This window comes from Marinobacter sp. ANT_B65 (assembly GCF_002407605.1).
Taxonomy (GTDB): Bacteria; Pseudomonadota; Gammaproteobacteria; order Pseudomonadales; family Oleiphilaceae; genus Marinobacter.
In genome coordinates this window covers 812,711-831,325 of record NZ_NXGV01000001.1, presented here as the reverse complement: position 1 = coordinate 831,325, position 18,615 = coordinate 812,711, and the positions used below count along the sequence as shown (strand labels likewise).

The 18,615-nt window shown below is 54.0% G+C and carries 17 protein-coding genes; 9 read left to right on the top strand and 8 right to left on the bottom strand.

The genetic code is table 11. The annotated features are described in order from the left end of the window. The first annotated feature begins 18 nt into the window (after positions 1–18). Genes CPA50_RS03955 through lnt form a run of 4 tightly spaced genes read left to right on the top strand, consistent with a single transcriptional unit; the run spans position 19 to position 3,869 of the window. On the top strand, positions 19–1,014 hold the full coding sequence (locus tag CPA50_RS03955; protein WP_096781157.1) for a PhoH family protein: 996 nt from the start codon (positions 19–21) through the stop codon (positions 1,012–1,014). Further along, the gene (gene ybeY, locus CPA50_RS03950; protein ID WP_096781156.1) at positions 1,011–1,484 is read left to right on the top strand and encodes an rRNA maturation RNase YbeY; all 474 of its coding nucleotides are present in this window, start codon (positions 1,011–1,013) and stop codon (positions 1,482–1,484) included. The genes CPA50_RS03955 and ybeY overlap by 4 nt, the downstream gene beginning before the upstream one ends. After that, on the top strand, positions 1,481–2,329 hold the full coding sequence (locus CPA50_RS03945) for an HlyC/CorC family transporter (protein ID WP_096781155.1): 849 nt from the start codon (positions 1,481–1,483) through the stop codon (positions 2,327–2,329). Before ybeY ends, CPA50_RS03945 begins: the two co-directional genes overlap by 4 nt. Further along, complete coding sequence (gene lnt / locus CPA50_RS03940; RefSeq protein ID WP_096781154.1) at positions 2,319–3,869, top strand: apolipoprotein N-acyltransferase; 1,551 nt, start codon at positions 2,319–2,321, stop codon at positions 3,867–3,869. Before CPA50_RS03945 ends, lnt begins: the two co-directional genes overlap by 11 nt. A gap of 166 nt (positions 3,870–4,035) precedes the next feature. Here the strand turns inward: lnt and CPA50_RS03935 are convergent, their stop codons facing one another. Further along, positions 4,036–4,584 (bottom strand): zinc ribbon-containing protein, encoded by a 549-nt coding sequence (locus CPA50_RS03935; protein ID WP_096781153.1) that lies wholly within the window; start codon positions 4,582–4,584, stop codon positions 4,036–4,038. Between the two features lie 192 nt (positions 4,585–4,776). Here CPA50_RS03935 and leuS point away from each other — a divergent pair, with 192 nt between their 5' ends. The 5 genes from leuS to CPA50_RS03910 all read left to right on the top strand — a co-directional run bounded on the left by leuS (position 4,777) and on the right by CPA50_RS03910 (position 10,166). After that, positions 4,777–7,362: a leucine--tRNA ligase gene (gene leuS / locus CPA50_RS03930; protein WP_096782322.1), complete on the top strand. Its 2,586-nt coding sequence runs from the start codon at positions 4,777–4,779 to the stop codon at positions 7,360–7,362. A gap of 1 nt (position 7,363) precedes the next feature. After that, positions 7,364–7,951: an LPS assembly lipoprotein LptE gene (lptE, locus tag CPA50_RS03925; protein ID WP_096781152.1), complete on the top strand. Its 588-nt coding sequence runs from the start codon at positions 7,364–7,366 to the stop codon at positions 7,949–7,951. Next, positions 7,948–8,955 carry a DNA polymerase III subunit delta gene (holA, locus tag CPA50_RS03920; protein ID WP_096781151.1) on the top strand — a complete coding sequence of 336 codons (1,008 nt, stop codon included), beginning with the start codon at positions 7,948–7,950 and terminating at the stop codon, positions 8,953–8,955. The genes lptE and holA overlap by 4 nt, the downstream gene beginning before the upstream one ends. Before the next feature lie 110 nt (positions 8,956–9,065). Next, positions 9,066–9,329: a hypothetical protein gene (locus CPA50_RS03915; protein WP_096781150.1), complete on the top strand. Its 264-nt coding sequence runs from the start codon at positions 9,066–9,068 to the stop codon at positions 9,327–9,329. Between the two features lie 201 nt (positions 9,330–9,530). Next, on the top strand, positions 9,531–10,166 hold the full coding sequence (locus tag CPA50_RS03910; RefSeq protein WP_096781149.1) for an endonuclease: 636 nt from the start codon (positions 9,531–9,533) through the stop codon (positions 10,164–10,166). Positions 10,167–10,250: 84 nt separating this feature from the next. Here CPA50_RS03910 and CPA50_RS03905 read toward each other — a convergent pair whose 3' ends face one another. From CPA50_RS03905 to bioB, 7 genes are all read right to left on the bottom strand, one after another. After that, positions 10,251–12,047, bottom strand: a complete 1,797-nt coding sequence (locus tag CPA50_RS03905; protein ID WP_096781148.1) for an acyl-CoA dehydrogenase C-terminal domain-containing protein — start codon at positions 12,045–12,047, stop codon at positions 10,251–10,253. Positions 12,048–12,252: 205 nt separating this feature from the next. Beyond that, positions 12,253–14,052, bottom strand: coding sequence for an acyl-CoA dehydrogenase C-terminal domain-containing protein (locus CPA50_RS03900; RefSeq protein WP_096781147.1), 1,800 nt, complete (start codon positions 14,050–14,052; stop codon positions 12,253–12,255). Positions 14,053–14,304: 252 nt separating this feature from the next. Further along, positions 14,305–15,117 (bottom strand): putative metalloprotease CJM1_0395 family protein, encoded by an 813-nt coding sequence (locus CPA50_RS03895; RefSeq protein WP_227519481.1) that lies wholly within the window; start codon positions 15,115–15,117, stop codon positions 14,305–14,307. A gap of 11 nt (positions 15,118–15,128) precedes the next feature. Then, complete coding sequence (locus CPA50_RS03890) at positions 15,129–15,374, bottom strand: flagellar biosynthesis protein FlgE (protein WP_096781146.1); 246 nt, start codon at positions 15,372–15,374, stop codon at positions 15,129–15,131. Between the two features lie 51 nt (positions 15,375–15,425). Then, entirely contained in the window at positions 15,426–16,118 is a 693-nt protein-coding gene (gene bioD / locus CPA50_RS03885) for a dethiobiotin synthase (protein WP_096781145.1), read from the bottom strand. A gap of 15 nt (positions 16,119–16,133) precedes the next feature. After that, positions 16,134–17,294 carry an 8-amino-7-oxononanoate synthase gene (gene bioF / locus CPA50_RS03880; RefSeq protein WP_096781144.1) on the bottom strand — a complete coding sequence of 387 codons (1,161 nt, stop codon included), beginning with the start codon at positions 17,292–17,294 and terminating at the stop codon, positions 16,134–16,136. Between the two features lie 152 nt (positions 17,295–17,446). Continuing rightward, complete coding sequence (gene bioB, locus CPA50_RS03875; RefSeq protein WP_096781143.1) at positions 17,447–18,505, bottom strand: biotin synthase BioB; 1,059 nt, start codon at positions 18,503–18,505, stop codon at positions 17,447–17,449. Between the last annotated feature and the right edge of the window lie 110 nt (positions 18,506–18,615).

Genomic DNA, 18,615 nt, shown 5'->3' with positions numbered 1-18,615 from the left:
AAAAGAAACGGAGTAATATTGAACACCAACGATTCCAGACAGTTTGACTTACACCCGATTGATCAACGCAGGTTGACGACGCTTTGCGGGCAGTTTGATGAGAACCTGAAGCACGTCGAACGGCGCCTGCAGGTATCAATCAGCCGAAGAGGCCATCACTTCAGGGTGGAAGGCCAGACCGAGCACGTTGCCGCAGCAGTGGAAGTGATCCGGCACCTCTATCGGGAAACGGAAGCTACTGACGATATCTCGCCGGACACCGTGCATCTGTATATCAGGGAAACCGGATTTGAGCGGCTTCCCGAAGATGTTCCGTTTGATGGCTCGGTTACGATTATCAAAACCCCAAAGCTCACCGCTAAACCTCGCGGTGCGAATCAGCAGAAGTATGTTCACAGCATTCGCTCTCACGACATCAACTTTGGCATTGGCCCTGCTGGTACGGGCAAAACCTGGCTGGCGGTGGCCTGCGCGGTTGAAGCGCTGAAAGACGAGCAGGTAAAACGGATCCTGCTGGTTCGCCCGGCTGTTGAAGCGGGTGAAAAACTGGGTTTTCTGCCCGGGGATCTGGCCCAGAAGGTGGACCCTTATCTGCGGCCACTGTACGACGCACTTTATGAAATGCTCGGATTTGATCATGTCACGCGGCTTATCGAGAAAAGCGTGATTGAAATTGCACCGCTGGCATTCATGCGCGGCCGTACCCTGAACAACTCGTTTATTATTCTTGATGAAAGCCAGAATACCACCCGTGAACAGATGAAAATGTTCCTGACGCGAATTGGCTTTGGCTCCACTGCAGTAATTACTGGCGACACCACTCAGGTGGATCTGCCGCGCGGCCAGAATTCCGGGCTGATACACGCAGCGGGTGTGCTCAACAAGGTTACGGGCATTGGTTTTACCCGTTTTGAGGCCAAAGACGTTGTCCGGCATCCTCTGGTCCAGCGGATAGTGGAAGCCTACGACTCGTTTGATGAAACAACCGTAAAAGGGAGCGATCACAGGAAGTGAGTGAACTGACGGTTGATTTCCAGAACGTATTCGAAGGGCCCGGAGTACCTGCAGAATCCCTGTTTCAGGCCTGGGCTCAGTCAGCCTGGCTGGAGCCGGATCCATCCGAGGTAACCATCCGCATTGTTGGCATTGATGAAAGCCAGGCGCTGAATCATCAGTACCGGGGAAAGGATAAACCGACCAATGTGTTGTCCTTTCCATTTGAAGCCCCAGCCGGTATAACAATGCCTTTGGCAGGAGATCTCGTTATTTGTGCCCCGGTGGTCGAAGATGAGGCCAGGGAGCAACATAAAGAACCGTCAACACACTGGGCACACATGGTGGTGCACGGTATGTTACACCTCCAGGGCTATGATCATATTGATGATGAAGACGCAGAGGCCATGGAGGCCCTGGAAATCCGGTTGCTGGCACAGTTTGGGCTCGGCAACCCCTATACAGCAGAGGAAACGGTAAAAGACTCATGAGCGACGACCAGTCGAGTCGCAGTCAGGGCCCCAACAAGTCCTGGCTGGAGCGTATATCACATGCCTTCTCCAACGAGCCAGAGTCTATCGAAGACGTGCTGGAGATACTGCGGGATGCCGAATCCCAGGCCATTATCGATGGCGATGCAATGAGCATCATCGAAGGTGCCATGCAGGTGGTGGACATGCGGGTGGAAGAAATCATGATCCCCCGCTCCCAGATGGTCACCGTACGGGCATCCCAGGATCCGAAAGAATTTCTTGATGAGGTCATCTCGTCTGCCCACAGCCGGTTCCCGGTTATTGGCGACAGCCAGGATGATGTCATTGGCGTCCTTCTCGCCAAAGACCTTTTGCCGCTGGCACTCAATAACGATATGGACTGGTCTCATGTTCGCGAGATTCTGCGCCCACCAACGTTTGTGCCCGAGAGCAAGCGCCTGAACCAGCTACTCAAGCAGTTCAAGGAAAACCGTAATCACATGGCAATCGTTGTGGATGAGTACGGCGGAACGGCAGGTCTGATAACCATTGAGGATGTGCTGGAGCAGATTGTCGGAGAAATCGAGGATGAACACGATTTCAATGAAGAAACCCACATCAAGGCCCACGGCGACGGTTCTTACGCTGTCAAAGCAGTAACACCTGTGGACGACTTCAATGAATTCTTCAAAACCGGGCTGGATGAGGAAGAGTTCGACACGATTGGCGGCGTAGTGCTCAAGGAGTTCGGACACCTGCCCAGACGAGGCGAGACGATTGAATTCGGCGGTTTGCGCTTTACCATTGCCAATGCTGATAATCGTGTCATCCGCCTGTTACAGGTAACCCGTAGTGAGCAGTGACGAGTCAAAGCCCCTTATTACCCCGGCCCATTCATTTTTTTCCAACCGCTGGTCCGGCGCGGCAACCCTTGTGGTTGCCGGTGCCTTGCAGACTCTCACCTTTTCACCGTTTTATCTCTGGTGGCTTGGCCCGGTTTCCATACTGCTTGTTCTTCTGGTCTCCATCCCCCTGGCCGCCAAACGACTCTTCGCCGCTGGCTGGCTGACCGGGCTGGGCCTGTTTGGTTCGGGAGCAAGCTGGGTTTATATCAGCATCAGCGAATTCGGAAATACCACCATCCCGGTTTCGGTACTACTCACTGCGGCGTTCGTAGCCGGGCTGGCACTGTTCCCTGCTATCGCATTCTGGTTCTGGGGCAAACTGGCGAAAAACAGCGCTGTACGGAGACTCATTCTCTTCCCCGCCATCTGGATTCTCGGAGACTGGCTGCGAGGCTGGCTACTGACCGGTTTCCCCTGGCTGTATCTGGGAACAGCCCATACCGACGGTCCCCTGGCAGGTCTCGCGCCGGTTATCGGAGTTCATGGCCTCACCTTTTGGGTGGCCGCCACCGGCGCTGCAATCTTTGCAGTTGGCTGGCTTGTCGCGCGGCACCGGCATGTCAGCGCCGGAATCCTGGTAATAGCGACTCTGACCCCCTGGCTTGCCGCTCCGGCATTGAACCGCGTCGACTGGACAGATCTAAGCACCGAACCTACGTCAGTTGCGGCCATGCAGGGCAACATCCCGCAGCTTGTCAAATGGGACCCGGAGTTCCTGAAAGATCAGATTGTGGCTTATCTGGGCATGACTGAACCTTATTGGGATACCGATCTTATTCTCTGGCCCGAAACCGCCATTCCCATCCCACAGGACCAGGCAGGGAAAATAATTGATCACATCAAGGAAAACCTCGGGAAAGACAGCACCCTGATCACAGGTATTCCCTGGTACGGTGTAAGCGCACGAACCGGCAACTTTACGTATCACAACAGTATTACGGCCATTGGCAATGGAGAGGGTATATATCACAAGCAGAAACTGGTGCCTTTCGGGGAGTATGTCCCGCTTGAAGGTGTTCTGCGGGGGCTGATCGGTTTCTTTGATTTGCCCATGTCGAGCTTTACCCGTGGTCCCGAGAATCAAGGACCGTTAATCGCCAATGGCGCCCGGGTGATGCCTTTCATCTGCTATGAAGTGGCCTATCCGGACTTTCTTGCTCGTAACGCAGTTAATTCGGATTTACTGCTGACGATCAGTAACGATGGCTGGTTCGGAGATTCTGTAGGACCACTGCAGCATCTGCAGATTGCCCGCATGCGGGCGCTGGAAACCGGACGCTATATGATTCGTGGTACGAATAACGGGGTGACGGCGATCATTGATAACAAAGGGCGGATCACCTCCAGTATTCCACAGTTCGAACGCGCTGTGCTTACGGGCGAGGTGTTCAAGGCTAGCGGCAGTACACCTTATATGATGACGGCTTCCTGGCCGGTTTTGACACTGGCCTTGATTCTGATCGTATTTGTTCGCGAGCGGGTTATTCCAAAAAACTGAATTGTCTGCGGACTTTTGGTGCACGCGACCAAGGATGGAAGGACTAGTCAAAACACGCCGCAAGTACGTCCTTGTAGGCTCGGCTCCGCCATCCATGGCTCCGCACGGTTTTGACTAGTCCTTCCATCCTCGGCCGCCCCGAGTCCTTGCTTGCCGGCAGATAAACTCAGCTCTCTTTTCGTGGCCACCGGCTGGTTACGCGTTTGAAATATTTCGAGCCGCAGGCTTCACACGGTTCCAGGTGACTGGTAGATGTCAGGCAAAGCATGTGCTTACAGTTCAGGCACTGGAACATACCCGCCGTCGCAACTTCACCCGCTATGTACTTCCCGGCGTCATGGCTTTCGAGTTTCTGCCGCAGCGCCAGCGTATCCACCATGGTCTGATCAGCCACTGACAACAGGCGTTCGGTAAGGCGGTTTTCCAACAGTGAAATATCAAGCTGAAGCCATTCAGCAAGCCCTTCACCGGTTTCGTCCACAAAGTGAATGAGATGTTCCAGATCCCTCTGCAGGTATGTACCAAGGAGACTGATTTCGTCCCGGGTCATTTCCTCGAGTTCCTGCTCTACTTCTATCGCCTTATCAACCTCCTCTTCCAGGGTTTCAAGGGTAGTTTCCTGAGCTGTCCGCAGGCGACTCTGCACCTGCTCAAGCATGCGGTCGTATGCCTCAAGAGCCTTTCCGGAGAGATGGTCTTTTTCCTGAGCCGTCATCGCATTTTCCTTTTATGTATGCCGTTACTTCATTGTGGGCCATCAACTGCGGCCGGACAAGCATGTAGCGACAGTGGTAGCCTCATACTCTTGCACCGAAGAGCCGGACTACCTGTTATGCCTTCTGTGCGTTAGAATGTCCGGCCGCTCCGCACATCACTTTTATACAGGGTAACTTTGGTAATGGCAGGTATGGACGAGCAGTACAATCCCCGTGACGTAGAACTCAATGCGCGCACCTTCTGGGAAGAGAACAAAACCTTTGAAGTAAGGGAAGAACCGGGTAAGCCGAAATACTACTGCCTGTCCATGTTCCCCTACCCCAGCGGCAAGCTCCATATGGGGCACGTCAGGAACTACACCATTGGCGATGTCATTTCCCGCTACCAGCGTATGCAGGGAAAAAACGTTATGCAGCCCATGGGCTGGGATGCGTTTGGCCTGCCTGCCGAGAATGCCGCCATTGCCAACAAGACCGCTCCCGCCAAGTGGACTTACGCCAACATCGAGTATATGAAAAACCAGCTCAAACAGCTGGGGTTCGGATATGACTGGAGCCGTGAACTGGCTACATGCAAACCGGATTACTACCGTTGGGAGCAGTGGTTTTTTGCGCGCCTTTATGAAAAAGGCCTGGTTTACAAGAAAATGTCCACTGTGAACTGGGATCCCGTCGACCAGACCGTTCTGGCCAACGAACAGGTTGTCGATGGTCGCGGGTGGCGTTCAGGTGCGCTGGTTGAGCAGAAAAAAATTCCCCAGTGGTTTATTCGCATCACCGATTACGCTGAAGAACTACTGAACGACATGGATGATCTGGATGGCTGGCCGGAGCAGGTCAAAACCATGCAGCGCAACTGGATCGGAAAGTCTGTCGGCACAGAGCTGACATTCCCCCTGAAAGACAGCGACGAAGGTCTCACGGTTTATACCACTCGCCCGGACACACTTATGGGCGTGAGCTATATGGCTGTGGCCGCCGAACACCCTCTGGCCAAAGCCGCAGCTGAACGCCATCAGGATGTCGCTGCGTTTGTAGAAGAGTGCCGTAACAGCAAGGTGGCCGAAGCTGATATGGCCACTATGGAAAAGAAAGGTGTGGATACCGGGTTCAAAGCTATAAACCCGCTCACACTGGAAGAGATTCCTGTCTGGATCGCGAATTTTGTACTCACTGACTATGGAACCGGTGCGTTGATGGCTGTACCTGGCCATGATGACCGCGACCACGAATTTGCGCTCAAGTATCGCCTGCCCGTGAAACAGGTTATTGCTGCCAGTGATGGTTGCGAGATTGACGTGCAAGAGCAGGCCTTCACTGGCAAAGGGGTACTGGTGTCTTCCGGCAAATATACCGGCATGACCAGCGACGAAGCCTTTGAAGCTATTGCAGACCATCTGGAAAGCACCGGCATTGGCAAGCGCACTGTAAACTATCGCCTTCGTGACTGGGGCGTATCGCGTCAGCGTTACTGGGGCGCCCCCATTCCAATGATGACAATGGAAGACGGTACTCAGCGCCCTGTTCCGGATGATCAGCTACCGGTTCGCCTGCCAGAAAACGTTGAGATGGACGGCGTACTATCGCCCCTCAAGGCCGATCCCGAATGGGCAAAAACCTCTTTCGAAGGCCAGCCGGCAACACGGGAAACCGACACCTTCGACACCTTTATGGAGTCGTCCTGGTATTACGCCCGATTCTGCAGCCCGAATTACGACAAGGGTATGCTGGATCCGGCAGCAGCAAACTACTGGCTGCCGGTGGATCAGTATATCGGTGGCATAGAGCATGCCATCCTGCATCTTTTGTATGCGCGTTTCTTCCACAAGCTCTTGCGGGATGTAGGCCTGGTAACAAGTTCCGAACCCTTTAAACAGCTTCTGACTCAGGGCATGGTGCTGGCTGACACCTATTACCGTGAAGACGAAAAAGGCGGCAAGATCTGGATTGCCCCGGCAGATGTCATTGTCGAGCGGGATGAAAAAGGTCACGCGATCGGTGCAGTTCACAAGGACGATGGGCAGCCAGTTATTGCCGGCGGCGTAACCAAAATGTCGAAATCAAAGAACAACGGCATAGATCCCCAGTCCATCATTGATGCACACGGCGCAGATACCGTGCGTCTGTTCATGATGTTCGCAGCACCACCTGAGCAATCCCTCGAGTGGTCAGACAGCGCTGTGGAAGGGGCCCACCGCTTCCTCAAGCGCCTGTGGCGCCTGGTGAACGAACAGGTATCCGGCGGAGCCGCCCCTGCTCTGGACGTGAGTTCTCTGAATGATGCTCAGAAAGACCTGCGACGCAAAACCCACGAAACCATCGTGAAAGTGAGCGACGATATAAGCCGGCGTCTGACGTTCAACACCGCCATTGCCGCAGTAATGGAACTGCTTAACGAGGTCAGCCGGCTGAACGGTGAAGAGCCTCAGACCCGCGCTGTGCGCCAGGAAGCACTGGAAACAGCTGTTGTGATGCTGGCACCGATCGTTCCGCATATTTGCCATAAACTCTGGCAGGCGTTGGGGCACAGCAACCCGGTGGTTGATGCCCCCTGGCCGAAGGCCGATGAATCCGCCATGGTTCGTAGCGAGATTCAGGTTGTGCTGCAGGTTAATGGCAAAGTGCGCGCCAAAGCAGAAGTTCCAGCGGATATCAGCAAAGCCGACCTGGAAGCGTTTGCCCTGAAAAACGAAAACGTTTTACGCTTTATCGAAGGCACTACAATTCGTAAAGTTATTGTCGTACCCGGCAAACTGGTCAACGTGGTGGCTAACTGACATGAGGCCCGGCACTCTGTACCTGAACGCAGCACGGCTGATAGCCTTGGGCACTATGGCTGCCAGCCTTACAGCCTGTGGTTTTCAGTTACGGAGTGCACCGCAGGTTTCTTCAGCTCTGGAACCTTTAGCGCTGGATTGTCAGCCCCCTGTGCCCACGTCTCTCTGCCTGTCGGTGCGCGAACAGCTTGAGCTCAACGGTATTCAGCTGACGTCGGAAGACGACGCCAAATACCACCTCAGGATCCGTAATTTTGAGGAGGATCGCCGGGTATCAGCAATCACCAGCGAGGCGGCGGCTGCAGAATACACGCTCAGGCACTCAGTCAGTCTTGAGCTGATCAGTACCGACGGCATCCCTGTTATCGCCAGCACCCCCCTTACATCGGTTGAAAGCTACCTGTACGACGATACCAGCGTGCTTGCCAAACAGCGCGAAGAAGATGGCGTCAAGCAACAGCTTGACGATCGTCTGGCGCAGCAGATCATCTTCCGGCTGACACCAGTTTCCCCGGAACGGCTGCAGGAGATCAGGGCCAACCATGAGAAAACAAACGCCCCGGCTAACACATCAACTGACGCCCTATGAAGACCAACCCTGGTCAACTGTCACAACTGCTCCGTAAAGGCCTGGCCCCGGTTTATCTGGTTTCAGGCGACGAACCGCTGCTGGTACAGGAATGCTGCGACCAGATCCGGAGCGCTGCCAGAGAAGCAGGCTTTCAGGATCGCCTGACCTTTCACGCCGATCAGCAACTTGACTGGAATGTGGTTGCGGATGAATTCAATGCCATGTCTCTGTTTTCTGAACGACGCAGAATCGAAATACGCCTGCCCACAGGAAAGCTTGGGGATGGTCGCGCGGTTCTGGAGCGTGTTCTCGCCCAGCCTCCGGAAGATATAATTGTACTGCTGATCAGTGCCCGGCTGGACGCAGCTGAAACCCGGCGAAAATGGTACAAAGAACTCCAGACCAAAGGTGTCCACGTGCCAGTGTGGCCGGTGGATGCAGACAAATTTCCGGGCTGGCTTCAGCAAAGAGCCGGAAATAAGGGCCTGAGCCTGACCCGGGGAGCCCTGGCCATGCTTGCCGAGCGGCTTGAGGGCAATCTGTTGGCCGCCAGCCAGGAGCTCGACCGCTTGTCGTTGCTGACCAACGGCAACACCATCGATGAAGAAACCATTGAACAGGCTGTTCAGGATAGTTCCCGCTTCAACGGGTTTGAACTGGTTACCGAGTTGCTTTCGGGCCGCGCACAACACTCTGGCAAGATGATTGGCGTACTACAGCAGGAGGGAGAAAATCCCCTGGGGCTTCTTTCGGTGTTAAACCGCGACCTCAATCTGCTACTTGAACTGAAGACCGGTGAAAACAGATCAGAGACCCCATCTGCGTTCTTTAAAAAGCGTGGTGTCTTTCAACCACAGCGGGCCCGAGCACTGGAACAGGCAGCGCGGCGACTGAACCCGAATCAACTTCACGAAGCCGTAAAACTCTGCAGCCAGATTGATCGCGCTGCAAAAGGTTTTGACGAGCTCTCTCCCTGGCACTATCTGAGAGATATGTCGGCACTTCTCGCAGCCAGATCCTGACCTGGATCAAACCGGCTATACATACCCCTGTTGTTACGTTCCTCTCACTTGACAGTTTTTCACAATCAGAGGCATTGTGAACATTCCAGTAACTCAAAGAGGTTTCTGATATGGGTCTTCAAGAAGAGCTAAAAACTCTCTCGGATAAAATCAAACAGTATCGTGATGAGGCTCGCGTGCAGCTTCATCTGGCTCATCAGGATGTGAAAGATGAGTTCGATGACCTGGAGCAGGAGTGGGACAAGTACAGAACCCGGTTTGATCAGGTTATGGGCGATGCAAGCGAAGCATCCCAGGAAGCACGTCAGACAGCCAAAAAACTTGGAGAAGACCTGAAAAAGGGTTACGAGAATATTCGCGATAAAATGAAGTGAAATCGTTAACCCGTTAACATAATGCAACAAATATTTACCTTTGAGGGCCCCTGCTTTGGGGTCCTTGTGCCATAGTTCCTCTAATAAGTGAACTGCGATTCATCGTTTTTTGACGACTCAGCCTGAGCAGTATTCTGCGCATGATTTTATCAGGCCCGTTCCGCAAAAGCGTTTGCAGACGCTGAGAGGTATAAATGGCATATGAAAAAGTTGTTTCTCACCCCCACCACCCTTGTTTTTCTGCTGAGCGCAACACTTGTTACCGGCCAGAACACTCGATTCAGTGATCCCGAAACCGTTATCAGGGACCAGTTCTGGGGCAATCTTTACACGGACGGCGGTCGGTCGTTCTTTTGCGACGCACCATTTTCCCGCAAAGGGTTTGTGCTGACGGAAGGCTATATTTACCCTCTTGCAGATGTACGTGACGCGCTGTCATGCGGCACCGCCCGCCAGTGCGGGAAAGACAACCGTTACCGCCAGATTGCTTCCGACCTTCACAATATGATCCCTGTACGTAACCGCACCGAACTCAGGCGCCGCAATGCCCGTTACGAAGATCTTGGAGTAACAGTCAAAGAAGACGAGTGCGGCATCCGTGAAAGCGGTCCCTTCTTCGAACCACCCACCAGAGTAAAAGGTGATGTCGCCCGTGGCATGGGTTATATGGTCAATACCTATGGTCTTCCCTGGCTTGGATCAGCCAGGGTATTCCAAAACTGGAACCGTGCCGATCCCCCGGACGACAGGGAAGTTTCCCGTCACAAACGGATCGCTGAGATCCAGGGCAATGAAAACCCCTATATCACCGACCCGATGCGCCTTGAGCAGCTTTAGCGCAGCACTTGACTATCATTGCCGGAACACCACAAAAAAGCAGGCCCAAGGGCCTGCTTTTTTGCTTTCAGAAACCGCCTCCCGTCAGAACTCTTCCGCGGTAAGCGCCATCATGGAATCACTTCCGCTACGGATACCCTCTGCAAGAGAAACAGTTTTCGGTAACAGGCGATCATAGTAAAAACGTGCGGTTTTGAGCTTGCCAGTGTAAAAGCCGGATGTGTCGTCAGCAGCCTTGGGTGCTGCGGCCTTCACAATACGCGCCCACATATAGGCCAGCGCTGTATGGCCAAACAGGTCCAGATAGTCTACTGACGCAGCACCAACTGCATCAGGTGTTACAGAAGCCTGTTTGATCACATGTTCGGTAACATCTGACAGGCGCTCAAGTGCTGCTGCAAGTGGCTCCAGGTATGGACGCAGACTTTCTTCTCCACTGCTTTCTTCAATGAAGCTTGCCACATCATCTGCAAACAACTCGTACAGCTTGCCCTGACTTCCGACTACCTTACGGCCCATCAGGTCCAGCGCCTGGATGCCGTTGGTTCCTTCGTAAATCTGAGTGATACGGCAATCCCGCACCAGCTGTTCCTGCCCCCATTCACGAATAAACCCGTGACCACCAAAAACCTGCTGCCCCATGATGCAGGCATCAAGACCACGATCCGTCAGGAAGGCTTTTGCAACTGGCGTCAGTAATGCAACCATGCCTTCTGCATGCTTACGGCGCTCTTCTTCTGCGGCATCCGCATACTTGGAGATATCCAGCCATTGCGCCACGTAGGTTGAGAAGGCTCGACCGCCTTCAACATAGCCTTTCATGGTCAGAAGCATGCGGCGCACATCCGGGTGAACCAGAATCGGATCCGCAGCCTTTTCCGGCTGCTGCGCACCTGAAGGTGCGCGACTCTGGATGCGATCCATAGCGTATTCACGGGCGCTCTGCAGAGATGCTTCCGCAGCTCCCATACCCTGGATACCCACACCCAGACGCTCATAGTTCATCATGGTGAACATGGCGTTCAAGCCTTTATTTTCCTCACCTACCAGCCAGCCTTTGGCTCCGTCAAAGTTCATCACGCAGGTCGCGGAGCCTTTGATCCCCATCTTTTTCTCGATGGAACCACAGCTGAAGCTGTTGCGTTCACCCAGAGAGCCGTCGGGGTTCACAAGGAATTTCGGCACCAGCAGCAACGAAATACCTTTCGGCCCTTTCGGGGCGCCCGGCAGTTTGGCCAGAACCAGATGAATAATATTTTCCGCCATGTCGTGCTCGCCCCAAGTAATAAAGATCTTGGTGCCGGTCACGCTGAACGAACCATCGCCGTCAGGTTCAGCTTTGGTACGGATAATGCCCAGATCAGTTCCTGCATGAGGCTCTGTCAGGTCCATGGCTCCAGCCCATACACCGGAGTACATATTGGGCAGGTATTTTTCCTTCAGCTCCTGGCTGCCGTGTGCATCCAGTGCCAGACACGCGCCAGCTGTCAGCATCGGAGCCAGACCAAAGGCCATATTGGCGCCCTGCATCATTTCCTCAAACTGAGCAACGAGAGTTTTCGGCATACCCATACCGCCAAACTCGGTATTCCCGCCCAAACCGTTCCAGCCGCCTTCCACAATCGTCTGGTACGCTTCTTTGAAGCCATCCGGCGAAGTTACTTCGCCATCGTTCCACTTGCAGCCTTGTTCGTCGGCTTCACGACTCAGCGGCGCCAGTACCCCACTGGTGATTTTTCCAGCTTCTTCAAGAATCGCATCGGCGGTCTCAGGGTCCACGTTCTCCGCTACTTTGGGCAATGACGCCCAGAGTGCAGGAGCATCGAAAACTTCGTTCAATACAAAACGCATGTCACGTAAAGGTGCCTGATAATCGGCCATTTAAACTCTCCAGGTTCCAAAATCAATCTGTCTGTGCAGGCGATAAAGAGATAAATACCATATCGCCAGCCCCGGCTGTGTGTCCGGTTCTGCTAATTTTTATAGATAGCCATACTAACTCAAAATCGGCTCCAACTCATGAAAAAAGCCCGGCTCCTGAGAGCGCGGGCTTTTGCTTAACGGTTAGCCTTCAACGCCCCGGAAATCAGAGTGCAAAGGCTTCTTCCGGCATATCCAGCAAGGTGTCAGCTCCTGCCAGCATGGTTACTGCGTGGGTTCTGGTGCGCGGCAACATACGGGTAAAGTAGAAGCGAGCAGTCTGCAGCTTGGCGTTGTAGAACAGCTCTTCACTGGTACCTTCCGCCAGCTTGTCCTGGGCGATTTTGGCCATACGAGCCCACAAGTATGCAAAGACGCCATATCCTGAGTACATCAGGTAATCAACGGATGCGGCACCGACTTCTTCGCGATTCTTCATGGCGGTCATACCCACTTTCATGGTCAGTTCGCCCCATTCCTTGTTAATCGCGCTCAGTGGCTCGATAAACGGCTTCATCTGCTCGTTATCAGCGTTTTCTTTGCAGAATGTATGAACGAGCTTGGTAAAACTCTTAAGCGACTCTCCCTGGCTCATCAGCACTTTGCGACCCAGCAGATCCAACGCCTGGATACCGGTAGTGCCTTCATAGATCATGCCAATACGCGAATCACGCACGTTTTGCTCCATACCCCACTCGGATATGAATCCGTGGCCACCAAATACCTGCATCCCCAGGTTGGCCGCTTCGTAGCCGATTTCCGTCAGGAACGCTTTGGCGATTGGCGTCAGGAAGCCCAGCAACTCGTCGGCCTGCTTGCGCTCTTCTTCAGATTTTCCACGGGAGACAAGGTCAGCCTTCTGCGCAGTCATATAGATCAGTGCACGAGCACCTTCTGCAACAGCTTTCTGTGTCAGCAGCATACGGCGAACGTCCGGGTGAACAATGATCGGGTCTGCAATACCCTCCGGATTCTTGGCTCCGCTCAGTGAGCGCATGGCCAGACGATCTTTGGCATAGGCCAGTGACCCCTGGAAACCCAGCTCAGCGGCGCCCAGCCCCTGAATAGCGGTACCGATACGAGCTACGTTCATGAAGGTGAACATGCAGTTCAGGCCCCTGTTCTCCGGCCCGATCAGCCAGCCTTTGGCGCCATCGAAATTCATCACGCAGGTAGCGTTTCCGTGGATACCCATCTTGTGTTCAATTGAACCACAGGAAACCGCATTGCGATCACCGGCAGATCCGTCTTCAGCGGGCAGACGCTTGGGTACGATAAAGAGAGAGATGCCCTTGGTACCTTCCGGTGCGCCCGGAAGACGTGCCAGCACAATGTGAATGATGTTATCAGTCATGTCGTGCTCACCGGCGGAGATGAAAATCTTGGTGCCGGTAATGCTGTAAGACCCGTCTGCGTTCGGCTCTGCCTTGGTACGCAGAGTGCCCAGATCCGATCCACAGTGGGATTCGGTCAGACACATGGTGCCAGTCCATTCACCGCTGATCATCTTGGTGAGATAGGTCTGCTTCTGCTCTTCAGTGCCATGGGCTTCGAGCGTATTGATTGCGCCGTGGCTCAGGCCCGGGTACATACCCCAGGACCAGTTGGCGGTACCGTTCAGTTCACTCATCACTATGCCAAGTGAATCCGGCAAGCCCTGACCGCCGTAATTGGGGTCTGCCGCCAGCGAAGGCCAGCCGCCTTCCACAAACTTGTCGTAAGCTTCCTTGAAGCCTGTCGGTGTTTTTACACCGTCTTCACTCCAGATACAGCCTTCCCTGTCACCAACCGCGTTCAGCGGGGACAGTACCTGCTCAGCAAACTTTGCACCTTCCTGGATAATGGCATCAACCATATCCGGAGTTGCGTCTTCAGCACCTTCCAGACTGGCGTAGTGGGCCTCGCTGTCAAGCAGCTCGTTCATTACGAATTTGATATCACGCAGGGGCGCTTTGTACTCAGGCATGTAAACCACCTCGGTTTTCGGGCTTGGCTGAATAGGAAACTAACAGCTTGTGGCCTTGGGTTTGCTCAGACACTGCAACATTGAGTGCTGCAGCATTAATTAAACACTTGTTTGAAACATACGTTTAGAGGCACAGAATTGTCAATAGCCGAGGTCACAATTTTGTGTATATATTAGTCGTCAGCTACGGGCTGAAACGATTTTCAACAGCGTGAAGAGTCAAACAGGTTAGCAGGCCAGGAGCAGACGCCGTCAGGCCGAAATGGGTAGAAATCCATCAGAGGAAGATGCAGCGGCCGCCCCGTAGCCAGCAACATCCTGATAGGTGCTTCTGGCTTGTTCACTGGCTCTGGGCAACAGACCGGAAGAACTTTGCTGCGAGGAGGTGTCATCCGGGGAGCTTGCAGAAGATTCCTTGCTATCGCTGACCGGTTCTTCTGCCTGAGCGCCCTGCCCGGAGGCAATCTCCGACTGGGCCTGAAGCATAACCTGCATGGCCTGGGCAGCTACGGCCCGGTCCTGGCCCGAGGGCTCCGCTGGTGCCATCGCTGCTGCGCGGACCACCCGCATTTTTTCAATCGTAGCCTGTGGATCGCCGTTGACGGGAGAGACATCGATAGATACCTCTCCACCTACGGCATATTGCGCTCCGTCAGGCCCTCGCTGATAGGTAAATGACATGGCACCGGCATATTGGCCACCAACCGCCTGATGCGCTGCCTCATGAGCACGCACTTCAAGGTCTCTGGCTTTAAGCTCGGTAAGTTCCTCCAGCTCAGCTTCGTCGAGCCCACCAGCTTTCTGGCTTGATGCTTCCGGATCACTGTTTTTGCGGGCTTCCCGAGTAGCCTCAGTTTCATCTCCAGCCCGGACAGCCTGATCGCCGGCTTCTGAAGGTGGCTCACCACTCGCTTTGGTTGTAGCACGCGCCTCAGTGACAGCCGGCGGCGCCAGACCATCTGAAGAATCCCGGGAGGGTCGTGACTTATAGTCAACAGAGGAACTGGCCGAGCCAGTAACTACAGAATAGGAAGATGTATACGGAAGCGAAGAAAGGGGGCTCACGAAGCCAGGACTCAGACCACTATATCCAGAAGCGAGCCGAGGGTTTCATCAGCCACCCTGACCACCTGAGCTGACGCTTCCACGCTACGCTCGTAGAGTTTGAGATCCACAATAGGCTCGATAAGGCTGCTTCCGCTTTCAGCACTCCCCTGGGGGCCGTCAATACCGGCCCGGGCGATTCTCCGTGCGGCATTTTCCATACCGTACATGCCGTCCTGAATACCCTGAACGCCAATCGCGAGCGTATTATTGATCATAACAGCTGCTTCCAGTGACCATTAATTGACTCCATTAGGCCACATTATTGTTCAATTTTCAAACAGCGCTTTAACATCAAGATAGCCTCTCAGGATATCCGGCTTCGCACCCTCAACCCAAGGCACAACACCCAGACAGGGAGCCATAAGGTGCTCCATAAGATAGCTCAGCGTTTCCTGCTCACAGCTCATTGTATCCGGCTCGGCGCGATTAGCGACCCACCCCGCCAGCAGGAGCCCGTCATTACGGATAGCCTCGGCAGTCAGCAGCGCCTGGTTAATACATCCTAGCCTGAGAGCAACCACAAGGATCACCGGCACTCTGAGCCCCCGGGGTACGGCGGAGTATGTTTCCCGGTCATTCAAGGGAACTCTCCAGCCTCCAGCGCCTTCAATCACCAACAGGTCCGCAGGTCGCATTTGCATACCGCGGCAAAAACCGAGCAACCGGTCCGCAGAAATAACACGACCTGCCTGCTCAGCTGCAACATGCGGAGCAATGGCCGGTGCCAGAGCGACGGGATTCACAAGATCGTAGGCAATTGTTTCAGTAGCCGTTTGCTGGAGAACAAGCGCATCTTCATTGCGCAGCCCGTCTGGTGTGTTTGCACACCCGGAAGCAATGGGCTTCATGCCAAGAGTGCGCTTACCGGCTGCTTTGGCCGCTGCCAGAATCGCAGCAGAGACCATGGTCTTGCCAACCCCCGTATCCGTACCAGTCACGAAAAATGTTTTCTTCGCCATAACTTGAGGCAACTGTCAGGTTTTCAGTAAATGGCGACAATCCAGCAGCGCCTGCAAAAGACTATCCAGATCATCATGTGAGTGCGCCGCACTGAGCGTCACGCGCAAGCGCGCTTCCCCCTCAGGCACCGTTGGCGGCCGGATCGCCGTTACCAGTAACCCGAACTCTTCAAGCCCATGACTCAATGCCAGAGCCCGGGTATTACTTCCAATCATAATAGGCTGAACGGGCGTCCGTGAGGGCATCAGATCATACCCCATAGCAGAGGCCTCTTGCCGGAACCGGTTAACCAGACTTTGCAGATGAGCCCGCAGTTCATCGCCATGTTCAATCAAATCAAGACTGGTGCAGGTCGCCAGCGCCAGTGCCGGAGGCATTGCAGTGGTGTAGATGTAGGTTCGGGCTTTCTGCACCAGATAATCCATGAGCATAGCCGGCCCCGCCACAAAAGCTCCGCTGGTGCCTGCAGCCTTACCAAGTGTTCCTACCAGAACCGGCACATCTTCCTCAGACAATCCGAGCTCCGCCAGGCATCCCCGCCCTTGCGGCCCGAGCACGCCAAAACCGTGAGCATCATCAACTACAAGCAACGCCCCGTGATCCCGGCAAACCCGAGCCAGATCTCGCAAAGGAGCCACATCACCATCCATACTGAATACACCGTCGGTTACCACCAGCTTGTGACCTTCAGTCTCCGAAAGCATGCCCTCCAGTGACGCCACATCCCCATGGGCATACCGGCATACCCGCGCCCGGCTCAGACTGCAGCCGTCAATAATAGATGCATGATTAAGCTGGTCAGAAAAAATTGTATCTCCACGGCCCGCCAGCGCTGAAATCACTCCCAGATTAGCCATATATCCGGTGGAAAAAAACAACGCTGAACTACGCCGGGTAAACGCCGCAAGACGTTCTTCCAGCCGATGATGTGCTTCATTATGTCCGCAGATCAGGTGGGATGAAGCCCCTCCGATACCATTTTCGGCCAGGGCACTTCTCAAGGTTTCAATATTCAATGGATGACTGGCGAGGCCAAGATAATCATTGCTGCAAAACGACAGCAACGGCTTCCCGCCAGAGATTAGAACCGGCTGCTGCCGGCCGGAAATCAGCCGGCGTGTCCGGTAAAGCCCCGCCTGTTTCCGTTGTTCAAGCTCTGACGCAAAATCTCGCACGATAACACCTGGAAGTTAATCTACTGTTCAACCAGCGGTCGGCTGATTCGTTCCGGGATACGCTACGAGCACATCCATGTGCGATTGTTTCGGGCCGTCTTTGGCCCTCTACAATCCTGGAACGAACCAGCCGCCCGCTACCATCCCTATAACTAAGCAGATTCCCTGGTCGCGTCATAAAACATCTGACGTGTCGCCTCATACTCGAGATCGTCGGCAATCACCTGTTCTTCCTGCTCTTCGGAAATACACTGCTTCCGCTGCTCGGGACGAATACCAAGACGACGGAACAGCGCCATATCTGAATCCGCTTCCGGGTTCGCAGTCGTCAGCAGTTTCTCGCCATAGAAAATTGAATTCGCACCCGCCAGAAAACACAAGGCCTGCAACTGCTCATTCATTGTCTCCCGACCTGCAGACAAGCGAACGTGTGACGCCGGCATCATGATCCGGGCCACAGCTATGATGCGAACAAACTCGAATGGGTCCAGGTCTTCCACGTGCTCCATGGGCGTTCCCTTCACCTTGACGAGCATATTAACGGGCACACTTTCAGGGTGATGCGGCAGATTTGCCAGCTGAACCAGTAAACCAACCCGGTCATCTTCATCCTCACCCATCCCCATGATTCCACCACAGCACACCTTCATACCCGCGTTGCGAACGTTATCAAGGGTATCAAGCCGGTCCTGATAGGTACGTGTGGTAATGATGTGACTGTAGTACTTCTCTGAGGTATCAAGATTGTGGTTGTAGTAATCAAGCCCGGCTTCGGCCAACTCTTCCGCCTGCTCCGGCTTCAGCATGCCCAGCGTCATACATGTCTCCAGGCCAAGAGACTTCACCTGTCGGACCATATCCAGCACATAGGGCATATCCTTCACCGCAGGACTGCGCCATGCGGCGCCCATGCAGAATCGAGAGGCTCCGCTTTCTTTCGCCGCGCGGGCCTCTTCAACTACTTTTTCAAGCTCCAGGAGCTTCTCCTTCTCCAGACCGGTATTGTAATGACCACTCTGGGGACAGTATTTACAGTCTTCCGGACAGGCACCGGTTTTGATCGACAGCAAAGTGCTGATCTGCACCTCATTAGCGTCAAAATGCTGTCTGTGCACAGACTGTGCCCGGAACAGGAGATCATTAAACGGAAGTTCAAAAAGTGACCGGGCATCCTGAAGTGTCCAGTCATGGCGCAATACTGTGGCAGTCATACAGAAGTCCTGTTAACCTTTTTATCAGTCTGGGTTTACGGATAAATCAGATGATAAAGAGACTGAGCTTGCTGTCAACCTTAAATGGACCAAAGGTTAACAGAGAAAAA

What these genes read in the sequence shown, in the direction of transcription:
- holA (WP_096781151.1), top strand. Translation starts at nt 7,948, where the DNA reads ATGAAGACCAACCCTGGTCAACTGTCACAACTGCTCCGTAAAGGCCTG.
- CPA50_RS03910 (WP_096781149.1), top strand. Translation starts at nt 9,531, where the DNA reads ATGAAAAAGTTGTTTCTCACCCCCACCACCCTTGTTTTTCTGCTGAGC.
- bioD (WP_096781145.1), bottom strand. Translation starts at nt 16,118, where the DNA reads ATGGCGAAGAAAACATTTTTCGTGACTGGTACGGATACGGGGGTTGGC.
- CPA50_RS03915 (WP_096781150.1), top strand. Translation starts at nt 9,066, where the DNA reads ATGGGTCTTCAAGAAGAGCTAAAAACTCTCTCGGATAAAATCAAACAG.
- CPA50_RS03890 (WP_096781146.1), bottom strand. Translation starts at nt 15,374, where the DNA reads ATGATCAATAATACGCTCGCGATTGGCGTTCAGGGTATTCAGGACGGC.
- CPA50_RS03945 (WP_096781155.1), top strand. Translation starts at nt 1,481, where the DNA reads ATGAGCGACGACCAGTCGAGTCGCAGTCAGGGCCCCAACAAGTCCTGG.
- CPA50_RS03905 (WP_096781148.1), bottom strand. Translation starts at nt 12,047, where the DNA reads ATGGCCGATTATCAGGCACCTTTACGTGACATGCGTTTTGTATTGAAC.
- lptE (WP_096781152.1), top strand. Translation starts at nt 7,364, where the DNA reads ATGAGGCCCGGCACTCTGTACCTGAACGCAGCACGGCTGATAGCCTTG.
- CPA50_RS03900 (WP_096781147.1), bottom strand. Translation starts at nt 14,052, where the DNA reads ATGCCTGAGTACAAAGCGCCCCTGCGTGATATCAAATTCGTAATGAAC.
- bioB (WP_096781143.1), bottom strand. Translation starts at nt 18,505, where the DNA reads ATGACTGCCACAGTATTGCGCCATGACTGGACACTTCAGGATGCCCGG.
- CPA50_RS03935 (WP_096781153.1), bottom strand. Translation starts at nt 4,584, where the DNA reads ATGACGGCTCAGGAAAAAGACCATCTCTCCGGAAAGGCTCTTGAGGCA.
- leuS (WP_096782322.1), top strand. Translation starts at nt 4,777, where the DNA reads ATGGACGAGCAGTACAATCCCCGTGACGTAGAACTCAATGCGCGCACC.